This window comes from Litchfieldia salsa, assembly GCF_900104555.1.
GTDB lineage: Bacteria > Bacillota > Bacilli > Bacillales > Bacillaceae_L > Litchfieldia > Litchfieldia salsa.
This window is the reverse complement of sequence record NZ_FNJU01000007.1, coordinates 64717-87297: the sequence shown is the minus strand read 5'-3', so window position 1 is coordinate 87297 and position 22581 is coordinate 64717. Positions and strand designations below refer to the sequence as shown.

Below are 22581 nucleotides of genomic sequence, written 5' to 3'. Positions count from 1 at the left end.
ATGTCATTGTGCTAAAATTTTTGAAATGTTTTGAAATTTATTCTTAAACTTTACTAAAAAAAATACTTAGACACCATACAAGAAATATGAAAGCGCTTATTATAGAAGAATTGAACTAAAAGTTCTATTAAAGGGGGATGGACTGCATTTTAAGTTGTATCTATGTATTTAATCTATTTATATTTAATCATTTGGCTTCTGAAAAATTCGAAATAGAGGAGAGCTATAGATGATTATCACTCCAGAACTAGCCTATCCAATAGTAAATAGACTAAAAAGTTCAGTAGATTATAATATTAATATTATGAATGAGGATGGAATTATTGTTGCAAGTAGAGATGGTAATCGTTTGCATGAAATTCATATGGGAGCACTAGAGGTTATAAAAACTAAAAATGAGATTGTTATTTACCCTGAAAATGAAGAAAAATATTTAGGGTCTAAGTCCGGTGTTAATTTGCCTGTGGAGTTCCAAGGTAAGGTAATTGGTGTCATTGGAATTACTGGTCATCCAGAAGAAGTATGGAAATTTGCACAAATACTAAAGGTGACAGTTGAAGTAATGATTGGTCAGATGGAATTAAACAATCAACTACAGTATCAGAATAAAATGGTAGATAATTGGATCAAGGACTTCGTTCACCCAACAATCGTAAATATAGAAAAATTAAAATCTGGCGCTATGCATTTAAATATTGAGCTTAGACAAGAGGCTACGATCTTTCTTGTGAAGTTTGAGGATCTAAACTACATTAGTACTAATCTTAAAGACAATATGAGCTTTCAACATGAGAGAGATGAGCGAAATAATAAAATAAGAGCTTCTGTTTCAAATATCGCATTTTCTGCATTTATAGACGGTACCAGTTGTTTAGTTGCAGTTTATTCAATGAAACGTAATAGTTATTTAACTGTCGCAAAATCGATAATAAATCTATTTCCTACATTAAAAACAAAAATAAATATAGGAGTTGGTAACGGATACAGGGGTATTGAGGGATATCGCAGATCATACCTAGAAGCAAATAATAGTTTGCAATTATTAAATAAGTTTCCAAAGAAGGAAAATATAGCTCATATTTCAGAGTGGGGGATAAAACAAATTATTAACCATGTCTCAAATGATATTTTAAAGAGCATTTATGAACAATACCTAACGAACGATAAGAAATTTACAGACGAGCAAAAGCAAACAATAGAACAATTAATTAATTCGAATTTAAATATGAAAATAACGGCTGATAAATTACATATTCATCGAAACACACTTATATACAGACTTGAGGCAATCGCGAAGAAAACAGGATTAGATCCAAAGAGTTTTCAAGATTTAATAATCATTCATTTTTTAATGACGATTGAGCATCTAGTTGATCAATAGTTAAATAGATCGAAACAGTTTTATATTGTGCGAATGCCCAATCTTTTGTCTGTTTTTTTGGTTGATATACCCAATGTTTCTGGTACTTTTTTATAGTTTAATAAGGTTATACAAAATAATCAGAAAAAGGTGGGAAAATGCAAATAGTCGTTGCGCCTGACTCTTTTATAGGTAGTTTGTGTTTTAGAGGTTGGGAGATTATTCAAAAAGCCTATTAAAAACATTCCAGATGTTCAAGTTGAGATGAATCAAATAGCTGATGGGTTGAGCGGACTCTTGAGACATCATTGTTTGGCATGAATAGTAAGCGTTTTCAAGTGACCTCGCCAGGTTCGCTAAATGGAACAGTGGCATCTGAATATGGTGTCTTGGGAGATGGAAAAACAGCTGCGTTTTACAACATTAAATCCCATTTTACAAGATTATCGTTTTAGAATCGCAAGCGATGTTGTGTCAAAATTTTAAAAAATGACTACTTTTAAAGCGTTTACAATACGTTATTTATTCTGATAGTACTCATAGTCAGGATTAATTAATGGGGGGGATATGTAATGAGTGAGAAAGAAGAGCGAAAGTTAAAAAAAGAAAAAAAGAAAATGGCTAGAATGGAAAGAAATGGAAAGTTCAGACGTGCAAAATGGTGGCAATTAGCTCTTTACCCCATGTATTCGATGGGTCATAACGCATTTTCGTTTATGATGGCAATAGTTTCATACTATGCAGCTGGTATCGTAGGTCTTGGTACCGTTATTGCTTCATTCATTATTACTGGTACTCGGGTTTTTGACGGTATTACAGATCCAATTATTGGTTTAATTGTTGATAAAACAAAAGGGAAATTTGGAAAGGTTAGAGCAACTGCAGCAATTGGCTACTTAACCATGGCCACGTCAACTTCCGTTATGTTTTTGACAACCCATCTAGTACCTGATGGCTTTAAGATGATTTACTTTATTTTATTATATGTGGTATTCATCATTGGTTATACTATAAATGGAGTGGCAGGTAACATTGGTAATAATATTCTTACAAATGATCCTCAACAACGTCCAATCTTTGGTGGACTCAGTATGATTTATACGATGGTTTTTTATACGATCGGTACCGTATTTCTTTCATTTTATTTAACGAGAAAATACACGTATAGTGATGTAGCGCTATTTCAAGAAATGCTAATTTTCACTCTAATAGTAGGAGCAATTGGGTGTTTAGCACAAATTATAGGGATTTGGTCGAAGGACCGTCTTGAAAATTTTGGTATTGGTGAGAATACAGTCAAGATTAAGGCCAAAGATTTGTGGCCTATACTGAAGGGGAATAAACCATTACAAATGTTTACGGTTGCTATGGCTACGGATAAATTGGGTATGCAAATTGCTGGTAATGCCATTGTAAATGTAATGCTATTTGGTATTGTCATAGGTGATTACACTACGATGGGTGCTACATCATCAATTTCAATGATTCCTAATATTATAGTTCTTATCTTAGGGATCCGTTTTGCAATGAGATTTGGGTCAAAGAAAGGGTATGTGGTGGCAACTTGGGCATGTATCATTACTTATAGCGCTATGTTCTTACTCTTATGGTTAGGTGACCCAACACAAATTCGTACTGATGATATGAACTTTATGACAACCGCTTTCTTAATCTTATTCGTAGCTAAAAATGCATTTCGCTATGTATCTTCCGGTCTTGTAAGTCCGATGTTAACAGATGTTATCGATTATAATACGTATAAAACGAATACCTATGGGGCGGGTGTAATATCTGCTATCTATGGGCTTATTGATAAAGTGGTTTCATCATTACAACAAACTATTGTAGGATTGTTGCTTGCATTTATTGGGTTTAAAACTGCGTTTCCAGATGTAGATACTCCATATTCTGACAAGATATTTTGGATGACGATGTTCCTTAGTATTGGAGTGATGATGGTAGCGTATATCGCATCGTTAATAGCAATGAAACACTATGAATTAGATAAAGATCGTATGGAAGAAATTCAAGTAGAACTTGAAAAGCGTAGAAATAAAGACGAGATTGATGATTCAGATGTAGCTATATAATAGTACTTGAACTAAAAAAATTACTTAATAAGGGTTGTTCAAAAGTGTCAATTTAATGGCTTGTTTGAACAGCCCAAAATTTTTAATTGTTACGAAATTAGATAATAAAGTAAAAATATACGCAAATTTATAAAGTAGTTTGTCGTTTTCTGTTCAAAAATTGATGAAATGATAAAAATTTTGTTTATTTTTATAAAGTGAGCAATATTTTTATCGTGTTGACAACATTTTAATTGTGAGAATACATAGATAAATTATAATAAAGTACATACCTTAGTAATCTATTAATACCTCAATAATAGTAAATTTTAAAAATGAATTAGGAGGAGAAAAGATGAATAAGTGGTGGGACGGATATTCTTGGAGGATGATCCAAACAAATTTCAGAGAGATAGATATGGAAAATATTGATGCTGTTAGCTATGCGAAGGACTTAAAAGAGTTTGGCGCAACTTTGGTATTGCTTAATGCGGCAGGTATTACAGCAAGCTACGATTCGAACCTACCATTTCAACCTAATAGTGAATATCTGAATGGTGATAGCCTTAATAAGATTATAGAGGAATGCCATAAACAGGGAATAAAAGTAATCGCAAGAACTGATTTTTCCAAGATTCAGTATTCAGTTTATGAAAAGAATCCAGATTGGGCTTATCGAACGAGAGAGGGAAAAATCGTCAACTACAACGGATATGTTCACACTTGCCTCAACGGTGGTTATCAGCAGGAATATATGTTCGAAATTCTACAAGAAGTGCTCACAACGCATGAATTTGACGGTTTATTCTGCAATATGAGTGGATTTCTTGTAGTGGATTACAGTTATAAATACCATGGTCCTTGCCATTGTGAAAATTGCCAACGAAAATTTAAAGAACAATACGGATTAGAACTTCCAGAAAAGGATGATCCACGCAGTTCAGTGTACAAAAAATATATGATTTTCAAAAAAGATTGCGAGAAGGAGCATACTGAGCGTCTAAGACGTTTGGTGAAGGATATAAGTCCAGATATTGCAATAAATGGATTGGATTATATAAGAGGTGAGTCTAATACTGATATAGGAAGAGCTAATTGGCAATATAGTGCTTCGTCAAATTCTAGGGTGATCAGTGGACCGGATAGAAACCGACCTACTGATAATGCTAGTGTTGGTTTCATGGGTTTCCGATATCGTCATACATCAGTATCACCCGCTTTGATGGAACTTCGGCAGTGGCAGAACTTGGCGAATGCTGGAAGTTTAAGTATGTATATCATGGGCAGACTGGATAATCATTTAGACACTTCAGGCCTTGAAGCTACTAAAAAAGTGTTTCAGTTCCACCAAAAACACGAAAAGCTTTATAGTAACCTTGTATCGATGGCTAAGGGTGTTGTAGTGAGGAATGCATCATTGTATCAGAGCGATTCGGAAGTATTTGGATGGATTCGAGCACTTACAGAAAGTCACATTCCTTTCGACGAGATACGTATTTCGGAACTTAATGACCTATCTCAGCTTGATGGTAAAGAGTTTGTGGTTCTTGGGGATATCAAATTTTTATCAGACCAACAGGTCAAGTTGTTTGATGATTTTGCAGCAAATGGCGGAACTGTTATCGCAACAGGAGAAACAGGACTCTTTAATAATCATTTTGAAGCTCGCAACGGTATGGCGCTGAACTGTCTGGGGATTGAACATGTCAAAGAAAATAAAAGTGACCTGTTGTCTTCGATATTTAAAATCTCGGAGGCGGAGAAAGACCTGTTCCCAAGATGCAATAATACACCATTGATTGCACCAGGACCTAATCTCGTATTGGTTGAACCAAAAGAAAACGCAAAAAAATATCTGCAATTAATTCCGGAACACCCGTTTGGTCCTCCCGAGATTTGCTATTATAATGAGGTTATCCAAGAACCGGGAATCATTATGTCGGAGTACCATAAGGGACGAGGCGTCTACATTCCTTGGAAAATAGGAAGCTTCTATCGTGAGCAGGGCTACCAGAATACGTTGAACATAATGCAGGATATTCTTTTCTCATTATGTGGGATAGAGGAGATTGCTCCGAATCTGACGCCAATGGTAGAAGTTAATATGGTTAAAGATAAAGATAATGATAAACAAATGATACAGTTTGTTAACAACTCTGGATGTTTTGCAAATAGTTATTTTAGTCCCGTTCCGATCCACAACATCTCTCTCCGTCTGAAAGACGTGAAAGAAAGTGCACAAATTGAAACTTTGCGGGGCGGTAAAGTTGAATATCGATTTGAAGATGGATATTTAAATATTAATTTGGATGTGCTAAAGGACTATGATGCTATCGTGCTTTCATAATTCATCTCGGGATCCTTCCCACTGGGGCTGTGCAAGTAACCTGTTATTCTAAAAGTATTTAAGACTAATAGGGTTAGTCAATTCTTACTCGTTACCGACACTAGTGGTGATAAACTAGACTAGTAGGATACAGGAAAGCATACCTTTATTTCCATTCTAATTTTGGGTGAAAAAAAGGTAGCCTTGTATAACGACTTATGAAATTGACTGGAGGATGGTAATATGCTTGGGAAAAATGAGTTATTAGATGCCTTCCGGCAACTAACTGGTAGCTGTTATGAAATATGGAACTGGAAATATGATTCCCGATTCAATGTAATTGAAAGTGATTGTACGAATGAGTCTTTATTCAATAGCCTTTTCTTTGCAAATGGGCGGCGTGAAGCAATTGAAGAATACATGAGCGAAAGCACACTACCGATTATCGTTACAAGTTCAGCCCAGCTCTCATGGATTGTTGCCTTTGAACCTTCCTCTGTTGGTATTAATGCCATTCACGTGAAAGGACCATTTTTTAGTGGGTATAATGACACGGAGAGTTACAGCGATATTACTAATGCGATCGAACTGACATCGGAGACAGAGGAAATTATGCGTAGCTCGCTTAAAAAATTACCGATGCTTACATCTTCCAGCATCATGCAATTTGCGCTAATGCTCCATTACTGCTTAACGGGTAAGCCTATTACCGTTGATAACGTTTCATCGTTAAGTCCTGTAATTCAAATGGAGAAAAGTAGTGTCAAAGTAATGATTGATCAGTTTGAGGGAGAGAGTGGCTACTGGAATATTGAACAAGAGCTTTTAGATAGAGTGAGAAATGGTGATTTGGATGTTGTAAAAGTAGTAAACCGAGCTACACCTCTCATGAGTGGGATTTTTGACGGTGATAAAAAAAATATTAGTTTTTATAAACAAAAGATCCATGTCTTACTTACATTAGTGTCACGCGCGGCTGCGGAAGGCGGTATGTCAAGAAAGTTGGCATTCTCATTATGTGCTGACTATAGGCGGCTTCTTAATAAATGCTCATCGATGAGTCAGGTGAATGCCTTAAGTAATGAACTTTTATTGGATTATGTACATCGTGTTAGGGAGTCCAAAAAGGTAGCTTCCTGTTCCAGCCAGATTCGAGCCTGTTGTGAGTATATCAACCTTCATTTAGATGAAAAACTTGCACTGGATTTTCTAGCGAAGGAAGTTGGTTACAGCGAATACCATTTATCTAGAAAATTTAAGCAAGAAATGGGATGCTCCATCATTGATTATATACAAAATGTACGACTGGAAAAAGCAAAGTATCTGTTGACGACAACTAATAAAAATATTGAAGAACTAAGCTTGGACCTGGGGTTCGGGTCACGTAGCTACTTCACCAGTATTTTTAGGAAAAATACTGGTGAAACACCAAGTGAATATAGAAAAAAAATACAGTAATCGTGTAATTTAAAATGAAACCAAAATATAATGATACGTACTTTGGAGGTATTTAAGATGAGAATAGGATTAATTGGTTTAGGAATCATGGGTAAACCTATGGCAAAGAATATTCTTCGTGGGGGTTACACTGATTTAGTGGTTAATGATCACAACAGATCTTCGGTTGATGAACTAGTAGAATTAGGTGCCAAAGCAGGAACAAACTCAGAAATTGGCTCTTCTTGTGATGTTGTCTTGACTATGTTGCCAAATTCACCTCATGTGAAGTCTGTTATGCTTGGAGAAGATGGTGTTGCAAATTACATGAAAGCAGGACAGGTGTTTATTGATATGAGTTCAATTAATCCTGTGGCAAGTAAAGAGATTGCAGCTCAACTGGCTATAAAAGGCGTAGAGATGCTGGATGCTCCTGTATCAGGGGGAGAGCCGAAAGCCATCGATGGCTCCCTTAGCTTTATGGTAGGTGGAAAGCAGGAAGTATTTGATAAATATAAAGCGTTGTTAGAAACAATGGGGGCATCTGTAGTTCGCTGCGGAGAAATTGGTGCAGGGAATACGACGAAGTTAGCAAATCAGATCATTGTGGCATGTAACATCCAGGCTTTAGCTGAAGCATTGACATTGGCTCAGAAGGCAGATGTTGATCCACAGTTGGTTTTTGAGGCTATTAAAGGGGGATTGGCAGGTTCAACTGTGATGAATGCCAAGGCACCAATGATGATTTCGGGTAATGACGAACCAGGTTTTAAAATTGACCTGCATATCAAAGACTTGAAAAATGCCTTAGATTGTGCTCATTCTGTAGGTGCACATGTACCTATGACTGCAGGGGTCCAAGAGATTTTACAATACTTACATCACAATGGCCATGGTGATAATGATCATTCTGCCATTGCCAAATATTATGAAAATCTGACAGGCATCCACATTGGTCGATAGTTTAGGGAAGAAGAAAATGATTTAGAAGAAAATAATACGTCTCGTCATAGTACTCAATTTTAAATAATAGTAGAAATTAAGTAAAGTTGAAGTAAAACGTTTACATAAAAGGGATGGGAAGGGGATGGATTAATAGTTTCCTTCTCATTATTAGTATTGGTTTAGAGTTGATCTGGAAATAGATATATATATTGTGCGAATGCCCAATTCTTTTTTCCGTTTTTTGGTCAACATACCCAATGTTTCTAGTACCTTTTTATAGTTAGTTTAATAAGGTTATATAAAATCATCAGAAAAAGGTGGGAAAATGAAAATAGTTGTTGCGCCTGACTCCTTTAAAGGGAGTTTGACCGCTTTACAGGTTGGGAAGATTATTCAAAAAGCACTTATTAAAAATATTCCAGATGTTCAAGTTGAGATAAATCCTATGGCTGATGGTGGTGAAGGGACTCTTGAGACATTATTGTTTGCTACGAATGGTAAACGTTTTCAGGTTACCTCGCCAGGTCCACTAATGAAACATGTGGCAACTGAATATGGTGTCTTGGGAGATGGAAAAACAGCTGTCATAGAAATTGCTGCTATTTCAGGATTACCGATGGTTCCGATTGACAAACGAAATCCTTTAAATACATCAACCTATGGAATTGGAGATGTGATCCTTAAAGCAGCAAAGGATGGATACCGTGAATTTATTGTTTGCCTTGGCGGAAGCTCTACAAATGATGGTGGCTTAGGAATGCTTCAAGCATTAGGTGTTCAATTTTTAGAAGAAAATAATAAAGAGGTTCCACCCGTAGGTGGATCAATTTACAATGTGAAAAAGGTTGATTTTAAAACATTAAATCCTATTATCAAAGACTGTCATTTTAGAATTGCAAGCGATGTTGATAGTCCTTTATGTGGTGAAAATGGTGCCACATATATATTTGGGCCACAAAAAGGTGTGAGGGAAGAGCATTTGGAAGAGTACGATCAAGCAATGTATCGATATGCAAGTTTGATAGAAGGTCATGTCGGAAGAGATGTTCAAAGTATTCCTGGTGCAGGTGCAGCTGGTGGACTAGGATTTGCTTTTCTATTATTAAATGCAAAGATTGAATCAGGTTCTAAAATAGTGGCAGATGCGACAGATTTGAAAGGTAAAATGAAAGATGCTGATTTTGCTATAACAGGTGAAGGACAAAGTGACCACCAGACATTGTTTGGGAAAGTGCCATCCTTTGTAGCAGAACTGGCAAATGAAGCAGGGATAAAGACCATTCTGCTCTCTGGAAGTCTTGGGAAAGGCTATGAAGAGTTGTATAACCATTTCATTAGCTGTCATTCAATCACTACTGGACCAATGGCTTTGGAGGAATGTATGAAAAATGCAGAAGCTCTCCTGGCTAATGCAGCTAGAAATATTGCTTGTTTGCTGAAAGAAATAAGTGATGTACGAACCCGACAAAGAATTATACAATCTAAAATGAAAAACCATGTCTAAAGTGTATTAAAAATAGGTGGAAAAATAAGGAGGATATTATACTATGCCAGAAATCCATTCTGCTCTTGTTACTACGTATCTAACCCCTGAAAATCAGGAACAGCTTCGCAAGGCTCTTGAACCAGCAGAGGTGATATTTTGTATACCGAATGATACAGAGATAATAGCCGAAGCCATCCAGAAAGTGGATGTTGCGATTTTAAATAGTGATGTGGATGATTTAATCCTTACTGGACCCAATCTGCGTTGGATCCACTGCTGTCGAGCAGGTTTAGATAAATCTGCCAGACCTGAGATTTTTGAGAGAGGGATAATTCTGACAAGTTCATCAGGTCGCTCTGCTCCTGCTCTTGCTGAACATGCACTGATGTTTATGCTTTCATTGACATACGATATTCCATTGCTTATGAAAGCAAAATCGGAACACCGTTGGGCAGCAACACGAGATTACTTCTATAAAACAGGTATGTATGGCAAAACCATCGGTATCCTTGGTCTTGGAAAAACAGGATGTGAGGTTGCAAGGCTAGCAAAAATGTTTGATATGAAGGTCCTTGGATGGAGGCGATCTACCGAGGTACCTGAAAATGTAGACGCAGTATATTCCGCTGACCGTCAGGATAGCCTTCAGCAACTTCTAGAAGCCTCTGATTATGTAGTTTTGTGCGCGGAACTAAACGACCATACATGGCACACACTGGGTAAACAAGAATTTGACTGGATGAAACCGTCGGCATTTGTAATCAACATGGGCCGTGGAGAGCTTATCGATGAACCGGTGATGATTGAGGCTCTAGAAAGCGGAAAGATTGCTGGTGCTGGGCTTGATACCTTTGAAGTGGAGCCTCTACCAAATGAAAGCCCACTTTGGGATATGGAAAATGTTCTTATTACACCACATATTACCCCGCGTTTACCAGACAGAGACGAGCGTGCACTGGAATACGTTTATCAGAATATTGTAGCCTACCGAAAAGGCAGCAGTTTCGTCAACCGCCTTACACAAAGTGGTATTTTTACAAAGGGCAGAGTCAAGAGCTAAAAATCTTTGTGAATTTGTGGAATGAATATTCAAAAAGGAACGGTGAAAAGGATTAGTCATGAACTAATAATCCAAACCGAGGCTTATTTATTGGGAGAGTAAATAACCTAAAAAGACATACTGCAGCAATGATATGATGAAACAAGGGAAATTAAATATGTTGGGGGAATTGTCATGGGAGAGAACACAACAGTTCAATATAATAGTGCAAAACTTTGGCAGATTATGCTTTGGCCTGGTAACACGACTATCAACAATCTTTTAATGATATTAACAATGTTTCTTAGCTACGTTGCTGTAGGTGGATATGGTATTGCAGTGGCAACCGCGGGATTTATCGCCACTTATACAAGAATCTTTGATGGAATTACGGATCCATTGCTTGCAGTATTCACAGACCGTATGGAAACGAGATTTGGTAAAATCCGTATCATTATGCTGACGGGTTTTACCATCCAAATTCTATCAATACTAGTATTGTTCGTATGGGGAATCGGCCAAGGGCTTGTATTTTATACGATTACGTTCCTTATATATTTTATTGGGTCTACATTAAGTAGTATTGCAACTAACACTGGTAATACAGTTCTAACAAACGATCCTCGCCAACGTCCGTTGATTTTCCGATGGGCTATGGTGTATACAACCATAATTGCTTCATTTACAAGCATTTATCTCTCGAAAGTATTGTTTGCAAAATATGGATCTATTTCTATTGAGGCCTTACAGGAATTATGTTACACGGTTGTAGGAATATCTATTGTTTTGGTAACTCTTTCATTTTTGGCAATCTCAGAAAAAGACAAAAATGAGAATTTCCCCAAAAAAGCTAATGGAAAAAATATCAATTATAAAGATGCCTGGTCGCTCCTTAAGAATAACCGGGGTTTGCAGGTGTTAATCGTAGCTGGAACCAGTGATAAATTAGCATCCCAGGCTGCAACACAATCTGTTGTTGCTACGATGGTTTTTGGTATAATTATTGGAAACTACGGGTTTTTCGGGACTTTCAATATGTACAACGTGATCCCAACATTACTTGTACTGTTCTATGCAACAAATAAGGCAGGTAAAGTCGGAACAAAAAAATCCATAATTACATGGACGACTATCAGTTTAGCGTTGGCTGCTGCTACAGTTGCTTTCATGGCCATCATCGAGCCGACACAAATTAGTGTAGCAGCTGTTCCAACCGCTATTTTCATTATCTTGTCCGTCGCATACTCTGCAAGTACAAGAGCAGTTGCTGCTTTTACAAATGCTATGGTGCCCGATATTGCAGACTATGAGCTGTATAGATCTGGAAATTATATGCCAGGAACTGTTGCTGCAGTTTTTGCCTTTATTGATAAAACGATTTCATCATTTGGAAGCACGATCACAGCCTTGGGAATTGTTGCAATCGGATATGCCACAACTCAACCCCAACCCGGAGATCCAATTACAGCAGGGCTCTTTTGGATGGCGATGTTCTTGTGGATGGGTTTACCGGCGATCGGATATATTTTAACCTTGATTGCGATGAAGTGGTATCCACTAGACAGAGAGATGATGCATGAGATACAGCTGAATAATCAAAAACTAAGACCATCTAAACAAAAACCTATTATAAATACTGGTCCAGATACAAAGGTAAGTGGTTAATAATTAAAATGAAAGCGAATACAGTAACCCAAGCGACTGTTTTTGAAAGCGTTGTCCTATAGTGCGGAGGTTAGGTACTGAAAAGAAACTGACTTTAATGATCCTTCAATGATCATTAAAGTCAGATTTTTCATTTTATTCAGATATAAAAGGGAAAAGCGTATTTGATAATTCATGGTCAATTAAATAAAATTGTCTAACAATTTTATTTGTTTATTATAAAAATAATACTAAACTACCATAACGGTGCATTTCCAAGTGTTATCATTATTTTATGATCTAGCTATTTCAATAAAAAAGTAACTAAACATTTGATAACTATGAAATTAGAGTGATTAAGTAAGGATAATAGTTTACGAGGAGGATTAGGATGAGAAAATCAATATTAATCAACGAAGATTGGAAATTTGTAAAAGAAAATGTTGGTGCAGAGAAAGTATTTGCAACACAAGGTGAGAAAATAAATATTCCCCATACTTGGAACGCTATTGATGGACAAGATGGAGGAAATGACTATTACAGAGGAACATGCTGGTATGGCAAGACTTTTAATAAGCCAGAAATAAATAATGGAGATCAAGTATATCTGGAATTTAGAGGTGCAAACTCTTCTGCAGAAGTATGGATGAATAATACTAAACTATCTACACATGATGGTGGTTATTCAACTTTTAGAGTGAACATAACAGAAGTTTTAAAAGATGAAAATGAGCTTGTCGTTTCTGTTGATAATAGTCCCAATGATCGGGTTTATCCTCAAAAGGCCGACTTTACCTTTTATGGTGGAATATATAGGGATGTGTACATGGTAATTGTTGCTAATAGTCATTTTGATATGGATTATTATGGCGGTAGTGGTCTTATTATAACATCTGAAATAAATGAAAAATCTGCAAAAGTAGATTTGAAATCATATGTTACAGGTGAAGCAGATACAGTTCGTTATACAATTAATGGCGTAGGTACTAAGGAAGTTCCTGTTGTTGATGGAGTTGCTTCTGGTAGTATTGAAATTCCAGAAGTTCATTTATGGGATGGAATGGTTGATCCATATTTATATGAAGCAAAAGCAGAGCTTATAAAAAATGAGAACGTAATCGACCAGGTAGATAGTCGTTTCGGTTGTAAAACATTTTCTTTTGATAAAGATAAAGGGTTTATCTTAAATGGTAGACCTTATCATCTTAGAGGTGTATCGCGTCACCAAGACAGAAGAGGTGTTGGGAACGCTATCACTAGAGAAATGATGATAGAGGATATCGAAATTATAAAGGAAATAGGAGCCAATACTATACGTCTAGCCCATTATCAGCATGATCAATATTTCTATGATTTATGTGATGAATACGGAATGATCGTCTGGGCTGAAATTCCTTATATCACGGAACATATGCCTAATGGGAGAGAGAATACAATAACGCAGTTGACAGAGTTAATTGTACAAAATGTTAATCATCCATCGATCATTTGTTGGGGATTATCAAACGAAATAACTGTTACGGGTGTAACGGATGATTTAATGGAGAATCATAGGATATTAAATGATTTGGCACACAGCCTAGACAGTACTAGACCAACAACTATGGCTCATGTTTTTATGCTTGAAATTGATGAACCATTGGTAAGCTTACCTGATATTATGTCTTATAACCTATACTATGGTTGGTATCTAGGAAACCTAACGGATAATGATAAATTCTTTGATGATTTTCATAAAAAATATCCTGATAAAATAATTGGTTTAGCTGAATATGGTGCTGATGCAAATCCTAGATTACAAACCCCAACTCCAGAGAAAGGGGATTATACAGAACAATATCAGACTGTATACCATGAACATATGCTAAATATGTTTAAAGATCGTCCTTATCTCTGGGCAACACATGTATGGAATATGTTTGATTTCGCTGCAGACGGTCGTGATGAAGGTGGCGAGAACGGCATAAATCAGAAGGGGCTTGTCACTTTTGATCGAAAGTATAAGAAGGATGCGTTCTATCTATACAAGGCGCATTGGAGTAATGCACCTTTTGTACATTTATGTGGAAGAAAATATGTAGATCGTCACGAAGAAGAAACAGAAATCAAAGTGTACTCAAGTTATGACTCTGTTGAACTATATAATAATGGCGAACTAGTAGAAAAGCAAAGTGGTAATAAAGTATTTATGTTTACATTGAAACTTCAGGACGAGCATAGAATTGAAGTAAAAGCAGGTAATTGTTCAGATGAAATCACGATAAGAAAAGTGTCAGCAAAGAATAAAGATTATGTATTAGAAGGACGAGATGTTATAAATTGGTTTGATGATCCAGAAATGAACCAACCTGAGGGCTATTATTCTATTAAAGACGTTATGGCGGATATTCGGAAAAGTCCTAAGGGAGCCGAAATCCTAGACAATATGATGAATTATGCAAAGTCTAAACGCGGTGACGTGGCCAAAAATGTTAAACAGTCTGAATCTATGGCTAGAATAATGAATGCTATGACTGTTGAAGCACTAATAAAACAAGCAGGAGGTTCTATTCCTGAGTCAATGGTTATTGAAATTAACAAAGCTTTAAATAAAGTTAAAAAAGTAAATGATTGAGAAATAAAAACTAGTGACACTTTTCAATATAATGTTACATGTAAGAAGAGCTTTTCTAAAGAGAGTATTCTCTCTTGGAATTGCTTTTTTTTCTTAAGTTCAGCGTATAGCTGCGCTTTCACGCGATCATTCTTTCTTCTCGAGGTGCGCCTTAGCTAAAGGTGTAACAATTTAAGAGAGCAATCAGCTGTCAATTCAAATGTGAATGAATAACTTAAGGAATGAAAAAGTTAGGAAGTTGGGGAGTAATGAGAATTATACTCAAGCCAATAGAAAGGCATTAGAGACTTTTATTCTCTATGCCTTTTTGGTGTGATAGAACAAAAATAAAAACACTGGGAGTAAATTGGATGGAGATTTATAGATTAAATAATAATGAGTGAATGTGTTTTATTTAGTAATAGACAAAAGTTAAGAAAGCGCTATCATTCCTTAAGATTGCGTTATATCGTACATAGAAACTAAGGAAGTATAATTAAATTGTAAGAATTTTCTGATTCACAAAAAGGAGGTTAAAAATGGAAACTGCTTTGGGCAAGAATAAAATGGAAACTGCGATTATCCATAAGAAAGTGAAACGAAGAAAAGATAGCTGGCAATTATATTTAATGCTTCTACCTGCTGTCATAATAATTGGTATTTTTAGTTATGGACCAATGTTCGGACTTGTCATGGCATTTCAAGATTACAAGCCCTATTTAGGAATAAGAGGGTCGGAATGGGTTGGGCTAGAAAACTTTAGGTATCTTTTTGAGTATCCCCAAAGTAGAGATGCAATATGGAATACATTACGATTTGCATTCCTTAAACTTTTCTTCACTGCTTTGGTTACGATTACATTTGCCCTCCTTATCAATGAATTAAGAGTGAAATTCCTTCGCTATCCAGTTCAAGCCATGGTTTTTCTTCCTCACTTCTTGTCTTGGGTTGTACTTGGAGGGATATTTAAAGAAATGCTTGCGCCAGGAACGGGGATTGTCAATCAATTTATTGAGCGTCTTGGCTTTGAATCAATCTTTTTTCTGGGGGAAAATAACTGGTTCGTCGCTACTGTTGTAGCAACAGATGTTTGGAAAGGATTTGGTTACGGCTCAATTATTTATCTTGCATCGATGGCTGGAATCAATCCAGCACTGTATGAAGCGGCTGAAATGGACGGTGCTGGAAGATGGAAAAAAATGTGGTATGTTACGATTCCTGAATTGATTCCGGTGATAATGCTTGTGACCACGATTAATCTTGCATTTATGATGAGTGGGGACTTTGATCAAATTTTTAACTTATACAGCACTTTAGTGTATGGAAAAGGTGATATTATTGACACGTTTGTATACCGTGTTGGTTTAATTGATTTGAACTATGGATTTGCTGCGGCAGTTGGTTTCTTTAAATCAATAGTAGGGTCGATCATGATTATCACAGCTTTTACAATTTTTAAGAAACTATCAGGGCGTAAAGCAAGATAAGGGGGGTTTTTATGAAAAAAAAGTTAAGTTCATTTGAACTATTTGACTACTTCAACATAGCTCTTATGCTTTTTTTAGGAGCCATTTGTGTTCTACCATTAATGCATATCGTTGCACTCTCCTTTAGTTCTAGCCCAGCTGTAATGTCAAATCAGGTCTTTTTTTGGCCAGTTGAATTTACGACTGCTGCATACCAGAGAGCATTCGAGGATCCTCAGCTATTAAAGTCATTTTGGGTTAGTATAAAGAGAGTCACATTAGGTGTAAGTATTGGCCTTTTCGTGACCTGTTTGGCAGGCTATGTATTGTCAAAAGGAGGGGGGAGAGATGGAATTGCGGGCCATAAATTTTTTATCTTCTTTTTCATATTCGCCCTTCTTTTTAATGGTGGTTTAATCCCAACCTATCAACTCATTACTGGAATGGGGTTATACGATTCCATATGGGCTATCATTTTACCGGGCTTAACAAATGTTTTTTATATAGTACTAGTCATGAATTTCTTTAGCACATTGCCTAAATCATTAGAAGAGTCTGCATTTTTGGATGGAGCGAATCATTTTCAGGTATTTTATAAAATCTATTTGCCGTTATCTGTTCCGGTTATTGCGACAATTGGGTTATTTATGGTCGTCTATGAATGGAATGAATTTTTCGCAGGGCAAATTTATATGAAGGCTGATAATGTGCCATTGAGTACATTTATAAAATCAGCAATAACTTTACCTGATTTTTCAACTTCTAATTCAGAAGAATTGCAAAAGTTAAATTTCCGTTCTATTAGTTCAGCCCAAGTCGTGTTTGCAGCATTACCAATCTTAGCTTTATTTCCGGTATTGCAGAAGTTTTTCACACGAGGTATAGTCATCGGCGGTGTAAAAGAATAAGATATCGCTTCGTTAGTTGAAACTAATGTAAGCGCTCTTAAATAAAATGCAAGTTAATTAAAAGGGGGAAATGTTATGAAGATGAAATGGAGATTCTCCATCCTTACGATCACAATTATATTACTTGTTGGCTCGTTAGTGGCATGTAGTAATCAGGGGGCAAACTCTAGTAAGGAAGATGAACCAAGTGATCAAAGTGGGGGTGAAGAAGCGAAATTAAACATTGTCGAAGGGAAAATTGAGCCAGCTATTACACTTACAACTATTATAGCTGAATTAAATAATACTAGTTATGTAGAAGGCGAGTCTATTACTGATAATGCTCATACACAATGGGTTGAGGAAAAGCTAGGTATCAATATAGAATCGCAATGGGAGGCATCTGTAGCAGATGGAAGCTTTGCAGAGAAATTGAAGCTTGGAGTTGCGAGTAAGCAAGAATTACCGGACTTCTTTTGGGTTATGGATGAGCAGTTGATTACGATGTTAATAGAATCTGGTTTGGTACTTGATTCAGGAGAAGCTTTCGATAAATATGCATCAGATACGTATAAAGCAGCACTCGCAGAAGCTCCTGAGTCTTGGTATCCATATATGGCCGATGGTAAAAGATTTGGTATTCCGAATCTCGCTGAAAATCAGACATCTCAACCAGTATTATGGGTTAGACAAGATTGGCTAGATAAATTAGGACTAGAGGCTCCTACTAACCTCCAAGAACTTGAGGTTGTGATGGAAGCCTTTGCAACTCAGGATCCTGATGGAAATGGAAAAAATGATACGATTCCACTTGGAATTTCTGGTACTCCAAACTTTGCTGTCAATCCTGTTCCTGAGACTTCTTGGGTTTTTGGAATGTTCGGAGCAATACCAGAAATATGGACTCCAGGAGAAGGTGGTAAGCTTGAATATGGTTCTGTTCAACCAGAAATAAAAGATGCTTTAGCTAAATTAAGGGATTGGAAAGAAAAAGGATATTTAAATGAAGTTGCACTTTCCGACTTTAATACATTCGCAAAAGAAGTAACTACAGGAAATATAGGAATACTAGCAGGTCCAAACTGGTCAATTAGGTATCCAATTTCCATGTTAATGCAGACAAATCCAGGAGCAAGATATATGCCATATGAACTACCAGTAGGAGCAGATGGAAAAGGGATGCATGTTATGGGGAATAATACTATTGGGGCAGTTTTCTTTAATAAAGATATTTCAGAAGAAAAAATACAAGCATTTTTCCATTATCAAAATACGATGCATTCTATATATGATAGTGAAGATCCATATCTCTTTAAAGACTTCCAAGACGGTTATGATTATGTGCTGAAAGATGGAAAAGCAGATCTTATTGAAAATCGGGTCCAATCACAGAAATATATGTTAACAGGAAACCCTCCAACATTCTTATCTAAAATAATTGACGCTAAAGTAAAAGCCGCAAAGGGTGAAGAATTGTCAAATCTAGAACAATCAGCATTAAATTCAAATGGGGATTTATTTAATGCTATGGATACATCAAATCCGCTTAATCAAATATTAAATATGGCGACAGTAAAAGCAGTGGAACAAGAGAATGTAGGGGTAACTGACTATTTCTCAGGTCCTCCAACCAAAACAATGACCAGAAGATGGGAAATGCTGAACAGATCCCAAATGGAAACTTACACAGACATTATTTATGGAAAAAAGCCAATTGAAGCATTTGACGAATTTGTAGAGAATTGGTATTCAAGTGGTGGAGAAGATATCACGAAAGAAGTAAATGAGTGGTATGATTCAGTAAGTAAATAATTGATAAAGAAAAATCGGACTCCAGTAAACTTGAGTCCGATTTTTTTATGGGTTGTTGGAAGACTTAGTGTGAATAAGAAATTCATAATGAAAATGATATGAAGTATCATACCTAACTTACAAAAAAAATACCAATTTACTATAATGAATATTAGTAGAGTGATATAATTAAGACAAAATAATCATTAAATTGTGTATGTATAAGCTGGAAAGTGGGAGAGGATTGCCTTCATGTTTAAACATTATCGGACTTTCTATACAGTGCTGCTACTAATTCTACTATCAATGACAATTGTCATGACTATGTATACACATATCATTAATACAAGTTTAACGACAGTTCAAGAAAATATTCAAGCAAATAATCTTAACCGATTACGTCAACTAGTGAACCATGTAGATAATAGCGTAGACCAATTAAGTATACAAGCCATATCAATGGAAGTAAATCCAACCATTAAATTACTCTCGGCAATCGATATCTTAGATAACTATGAACAAATTAAGCTAAGAACAGAAGTTGAGAATATGATCAATTTGCATAGATTTTCGCAAGGTTGGAATAATCAAATTTCTGTTTATTCACATTTAATTAATAAATGGGTGGGAACTACTGAAATAACTTCACCTCCTGAAGAGGAAAATAGTACCCTTGTATGGACATTTAACCCCTCAAAAGAACGGTTCGAAACATATAGAAGGAATGATGATTTTACTATTCGTATAACATTTCAAAAGGATAATTTAGAGCAAATTGTAAATAATGCTAAAATCCAAAACAATCATCCTTTTTTTGTAAATAGTAATCATTCAGTCATCATCGATAATAATTCAGATAAAGATTTCTTACAAGAGAAAGTGTTAGCGCTTTCGAAATCTTTGACTAATCGTGAAGAAGGAACAGAAATCATCACAATAGATAGAACAGAATACATGGTTAATTTTATTCGTTCTAAAACTTTAGGGTGGTACTTAGTAGACTATCTACCATTAGATGTAGTACTTCAACCAATTAATCAAACAAGGAATATATTTTATGCCACATGTACGATTCTCTTAATTGGTAGCATTATTACTTTAATCTACCTTTATCGAAAAGTGCAAGTGCCTATCATTACGATGCTAAAAGGAGTACAGAGTATTAGGAGTGGAGACTACTCTTACAGGATTAATAAAAAAAGTAATAATGAGTTTGATATTCTTTATAAAAACTTTAATGAAATGGTTGAAGAGATTGAAGAATTAGTTGAGAGGGTTTACAAAGAAAAGGTCATATCAAGGGAAGCGATGATTAAAAAGCTACAGGCCCAAATTAACCCCCATTTTTTATACAACTGCTTATTTTTTATTAACAATATGAATCGTTTAGGGAATGATGAAGCCGTTGAGGCAATGACACATAATTTAGCAGCTTATTTTCGTTATTCAACCAGGCTGGATAAACCAATGACATCACTTGCGAAAGAAATCGATGTGGTGGAGAATTATCTCAATATTCAGCAACTTAGGATGGAGCGTCTCAAATTTGAAATTAACATTCCTGATTCAATGAAATCACTGGTGATTCCTAAGCTACTCATTCAGCCTTTGGTAGAGAATAGTGTTGTGCATGGAATCGAAAATAAACAGGGTGCAGGATTTATTCGAATTACTGGAATCATAGAGGACAAGCTGTACCGTATTATAGTCGAAGATAACGGAAAAGGTATGTCTCAAGAGGACATCCAGAAACTCTATGAAAGGATTCATCTACCACTAGACGACAAAATGGGCTGTGCATTATGGAATATTAATCAACGTATGGAGATTCATTATGGAAATCCAGCTGGTATAGAGATAACCAAGAGTACCTTAGGTGGTTTATGCATCACATTGTTTTGGCCAAACCACAATCTTGAAGGAGGTTTACCATATGTGCCAATTATTAATAGTTGATGATGAAACCTCTGTTGTTGATAGTCTTGCTCTTACTATTCCATGGAATGAATATGGTATAGAAGAGGTGCATAAAGCTTATTCAGCACAAGAAGCATTACAAATTTCAGAAAAACAAGCCATCGATATCATGATAACGGATATTCAAATGCCTGAAATGAATGGTTTTCAACTAAATGAAAAAATTAAAACTTCTTCTCCAAACATAAAAACGATTATTTTAACAGGATATGATGATTTTAAATATGCACAAAAAGCAATTAGGCAGCAAACGGTCGATTATTTACTTAAACCAGTTGATATCAAGTTGTTAATAAAAACAGTACAAAATATTGTTCAAAACATTGAAACCGAGTTAAAGGAAACGAGTTCTTATCAACATATTAAGAATACATTACATGTAAATATGCCAATGTTGAAAAGTCAGCTACTGAATGATTTGCTAAAGAATGATGTAGTGGATCTTAACCATTTAAGAAAAAGGCTTGCCGTGTTCGATTCCTTTAAATTAGATGATTTATTTATGATGATCGTTATTCGTCTAGATGAGGGTTTTGAGAGCTATGACCTTAAATCCATGAGCTTAATTGAATTTGCCGTTAGCAACATTTCAGAAGAGATTTTTCAGGAATTGTTTGAATTATGGAACTGTATAACTGATCATGGTTATATCGTATTTTTGGTTAAAAGTGATCATCGTGGTGACTTGAAATTAGTCAATTCTTATGCTGAGAAGTTACAAAAGTATATCCAAACCTTTATGCAAGGCTCAATTACTGTATGTTTAAGCAACATTGGTGTATTTCCATATGATGTAAGGAATATCTATCAAACATCGATTGAAACAATCAAATATAATGTAGGAAAAAACAAGAGCAATTTTATTATAGCAAAGGGTATTTCAAAGGAATTAAAAAATGGAAATACGATCAACCTTCATGAAGTACCGACAATTAACTCTCTTCTGGAAGCAGGGGATTGGGATGGAGCAATAGCAAGAATTTCACATGTTTTAGCAATAACTGATGAGACAAGTGAACCTTCACATGATTATTTATTTAGGATTCTTCTTTATTTAGCTTCTTCGTTCTCTATCTTTTGTAAGGGGGATGATAGAACAACTGAAGAACAGCTAGGGGAAGAGTTTGAGCTTTTGATACAAAAAAGAAGCCTAATTACGAAGAATCGTGTATTTAATTGGGCAGAAAAATGGATAAATTCTATAAGAAATAAACATACAAATTATATTGACGATTCTCAAGAGCGAATTATTGCAAAAGTCAGAGCATTTATACATGAAAATCTCTCTGAGGATATGTCACTTCAGACTATTGCTGAAAAAGTTAATTTACATCCAGTTTACTTGTCAAAGGTTTACAAAAATATAACAAATGAAACAATTGGTGAATATATCTATCAATTACGGATGAAGCGTGCAGATTTTCTACTTCGTAATACTAATCTTAAAATTGCCGATGTGGGAAATGAACTCGGTTTCTTTTCACAATCTCATTTTATCAAGGTTTTTAAGAAGCGTTATGGCTGCACTCCTCAAAAATATCGAGATCAAAATAAGTAGTCC

At 35.7% G+C, this 22581-nt stretch carries 14 protein-coding genes; all 14 read left to right on the top strand.

Annotated elements, in window-relative coordinates:
- Positions 1-229: 229 nt before the first annotated feature.
- Positions 230-1381 carry a CdaR family transcriptional regulator gene (locus tag BLQ56_RS14400; RefSeq protein ID WP_090855688.1) on the top strand — a complete coding sequence of 384 codons (1152 nt, stop codon included), beginning with the start codon at positions 230-232 and terminating at the stop codon, positions 1379-1381.
- A 551-nt stretch (positions 1382-1932) separates the two neighbouring features.
- A complete protein-coding gene (locus BLQ56_RS14395) occupies positions 1933-3450 on the top strand; it encodes an MFS transporter (protein WP_090855684.1) in 1518 nt (505 codons plus the stop codon).
- A gap of 334 nt (positions 3451-3784) precedes the next feature.
- Positions 3785-5776, top strand: coding sequence for an alpha-amylase family protein (locus BLQ56_RS14390; protein ID WP_090855681.1), 1992 nt, complete (start codon positions 3785-3787; stop codon positions 5774-5776).
- A 222-nt stretch (positions 5777-5998) separates the two neighbouring features.
- The gene (locus BLQ56_RS14385; protein ID WP_090855678.1) at positions 5999-7213 is read left to right on the top strand and encodes an AraC family transcriptional regulator; all 1215 of its coding nucleotides are present in this window, start codon (positions 5999-6001) and stop codon (positions 7211-7213) included.
- A gap of 30 nt (positions 7214-7243) precedes the next feature.
- A complete protein-coding gene (gene garR, locus BLQ56_RS14380; protein WP_090855676.1) occupies positions 7244-8155 on the top strand; it encodes a 2-hydroxy-3-oxopropionate reductase in 912 nt (303 codons plus the stop codon).
- Between the two features lie 307 nt (positions 8156-8462).
- Positions 8463-9641 (top strand): glycerate kinase, encoded by a 1179-nt coding sequence (locus tag BLQ56_RS14375; RefSeq protein WP_090855673.1) that lies wholly within the window; start codon positions 8463-8465, stop codon positions 9639-9641.
- Between the two features lie 43 nt (positions 9642-9684).
- Positions 9685-10683: a D-2-hydroxyacid dehydrogenase gene (locus BLQ56_RS14370; protein ID WP_090855670.1), complete on the top strand. Its 999-nt coding sequence runs from the start codon at positions 9685-9687 to the stop codon at positions 10681-10683.
- A 174-nt stretch (positions 10684-10857) separates the two neighbouring features.
- The gene (locus BLQ56_RS14365; RefSeq protein ID WP_090855667.1) at positions 10858-12327 is read left to right on the top strand and encodes an MFS transporter; all 1470 of its coding nucleotides are present in this window, start codon (positions 10858-10860) and stop codon (positions 12325-12327) included.
- A 370-nt stretch (positions 12328-12697) separates the two neighbouring features.
- Positions 12698-14920 (top strand): glycoside hydrolase family 2 protein, encoded by a 2223-nt coding sequence (locus tag BLQ56_RS14360; RefSeq protein ID WP_090855664.1) that lies wholly within the window; start codon positions 12698-12700, stop codon positions 14918-14920.
- 518 nt (positions 14921-15438) lie between these two features.
- Positions 15439-16386 (top strand): ABC transporter permease, encoded by a 948-nt coding sequence (locus BLQ56_RS14355; protein ID WP_090855662.1) that lies wholly within the window; start codon positions 15439-15441, stop codon positions 16384-16386.
- Between the two features lie 11 nt (positions 16387-16397).
- Positions 16398-17273 carry a carbohydrate ABC transporter permease gene (locus tag BLQ56_RS14350; RefSeq protein ID WP_090855659.1) on the top strand — a complete coding sequence of 292 codons (876 nt, stop codon included), beginning with the start codon at positions 16398-16400 and terminating at the stop codon, positions 17271-17273.
- A 75-nt stretch (positions 17274-17348) separates the two neighbouring features.
- Entirely contained in the window at positions 17349-19064 is a 1716-nt protein-coding gene (locus BLQ56_RS14345) for an extracellular solute-binding protein (RefSeq protein ID WP_090855656.1), read from the top strand.
- Between the two features lie 231 nt (positions 19065-19295).
- On the top strand, positions 19296-20999 hold the full coding sequence (locus tag BLQ56_RS14340; RefSeq protein ID WP_090855653.1) for a sensor histidine kinase: 1704 nt from the start codon (positions 19296-19298) through the stop codon (positions 20997-20999).
- Positions 20977-22578, top strand: coding sequence for a response regulator (locus BLQ56_RS14335; protein ID WP_090855650.1), 1602 nt, complete (start codon positions 20977-20979; stop codon positions 22576-22578). The genes BLQ56_RS14340 and BLQ56_RS14335 overlap by 23 nt, the downstream gene beginning before the upstream one ends.
- Positions 22579-22581: the final 3 nt, after the last annotated feature.

Bases quoted from the DNA above. Each gene is read 5' to 3' on its own strand.
- BLQ56_RS14400 (WP_090855688.1), top strand. From the start codon at position 230: ATGATTATCACTCCAGAACTAGCCTATCCAATAGTAAATAGACTAAAA.
- BLQ56_RS14395 (WP_090855684.1), top strand. From the start codon at position 1,933: ATGAGTGAGAAAGAAGAGCGAAAGTTAAAAAAAGAAAAAAAGAAAATG.
- BLQ56_RS14390 (WP_090855681.1), top strand. From the start codon at position 3,785: ATGAATAAGTGGTGGGACGGATATTCTTGGAGGATGATCCAAACAAAT.
- BLQ56_RS14385 (WP_090855678.1), top strand. From the start codon at position 5,999: ATGCTTGGGAAAAATGAGTTATTAGATGCCTTCCGGCAACTAACTGGT.
- garR (WP_090855676.1), top strand. From the start codon at position 7,244: ATGATACGTACTTTGGAGGTATTTAAGATGAGAATAGGATTAATTGGT.
- BLQ56_RS14375 (WP_090855673.1), top strand. From the start codon at position 8,463: ATGAAAATAGTTGTTGCGCCTGACTCCTTTAAAGGGAGTTTGACCGCT.
- BLQ56_RS14370 (WP_090855670.1), top strand. From the start codon at position 9,685: ATGCCAGAAATCCATTCTGCTCTTGTTACTACGTATCTAACCCCTGAA.
- BLQ56_RS14365 (WP_090855667.1), top strand. From the start codon at position 10,858: ATGGGAGAGAACACAACAGTTCAATATAATAGTGCAAAACTTTGGCAG.
- BLQ56_RS14360 (WP_090855664.1), top strand. From the start codon at position 12,698: ATGAGAAAATCAATATTAATCAACGAAGATTGGAAATTTGTAAAAGAA.
- BLQ56_RS14355 (WP_090855662.1), top strand. From the start codon at position 15,439: ATGGAAACTGCTTTGGGCAAGAATAAAATGGAAACTGCGATTATCCAT.
- BLQ56_RS14350 (WP_090855659.1), top strand. From the start codon at position 16,398: ATGAAAAAAAAGTTAAGTTCATTTGAACTATTTGACTACTTCAACATA.
- BLQ56_RS14345 (WP_090855656.1), top strand. From the start codon at position 17,349: ATGAAGATGAAATGGAGATTCTCCATCCTTACGATCACAATTATATTA.
- BLQ56_RS14340 (WP_090855653.1), top strand. From the start codon at position 19,296: ATGTTTAAACATTATCGGACTTTCTATACAGTGCTGCTACTAATTCTA.
- BLQ56_RS14335 (WP_090855650.1), top strand. From the start codon at position 20,977: ATGTGCCAATTATTAATAGTTGATGATGAAACCTCTGTTGTTGATAGT.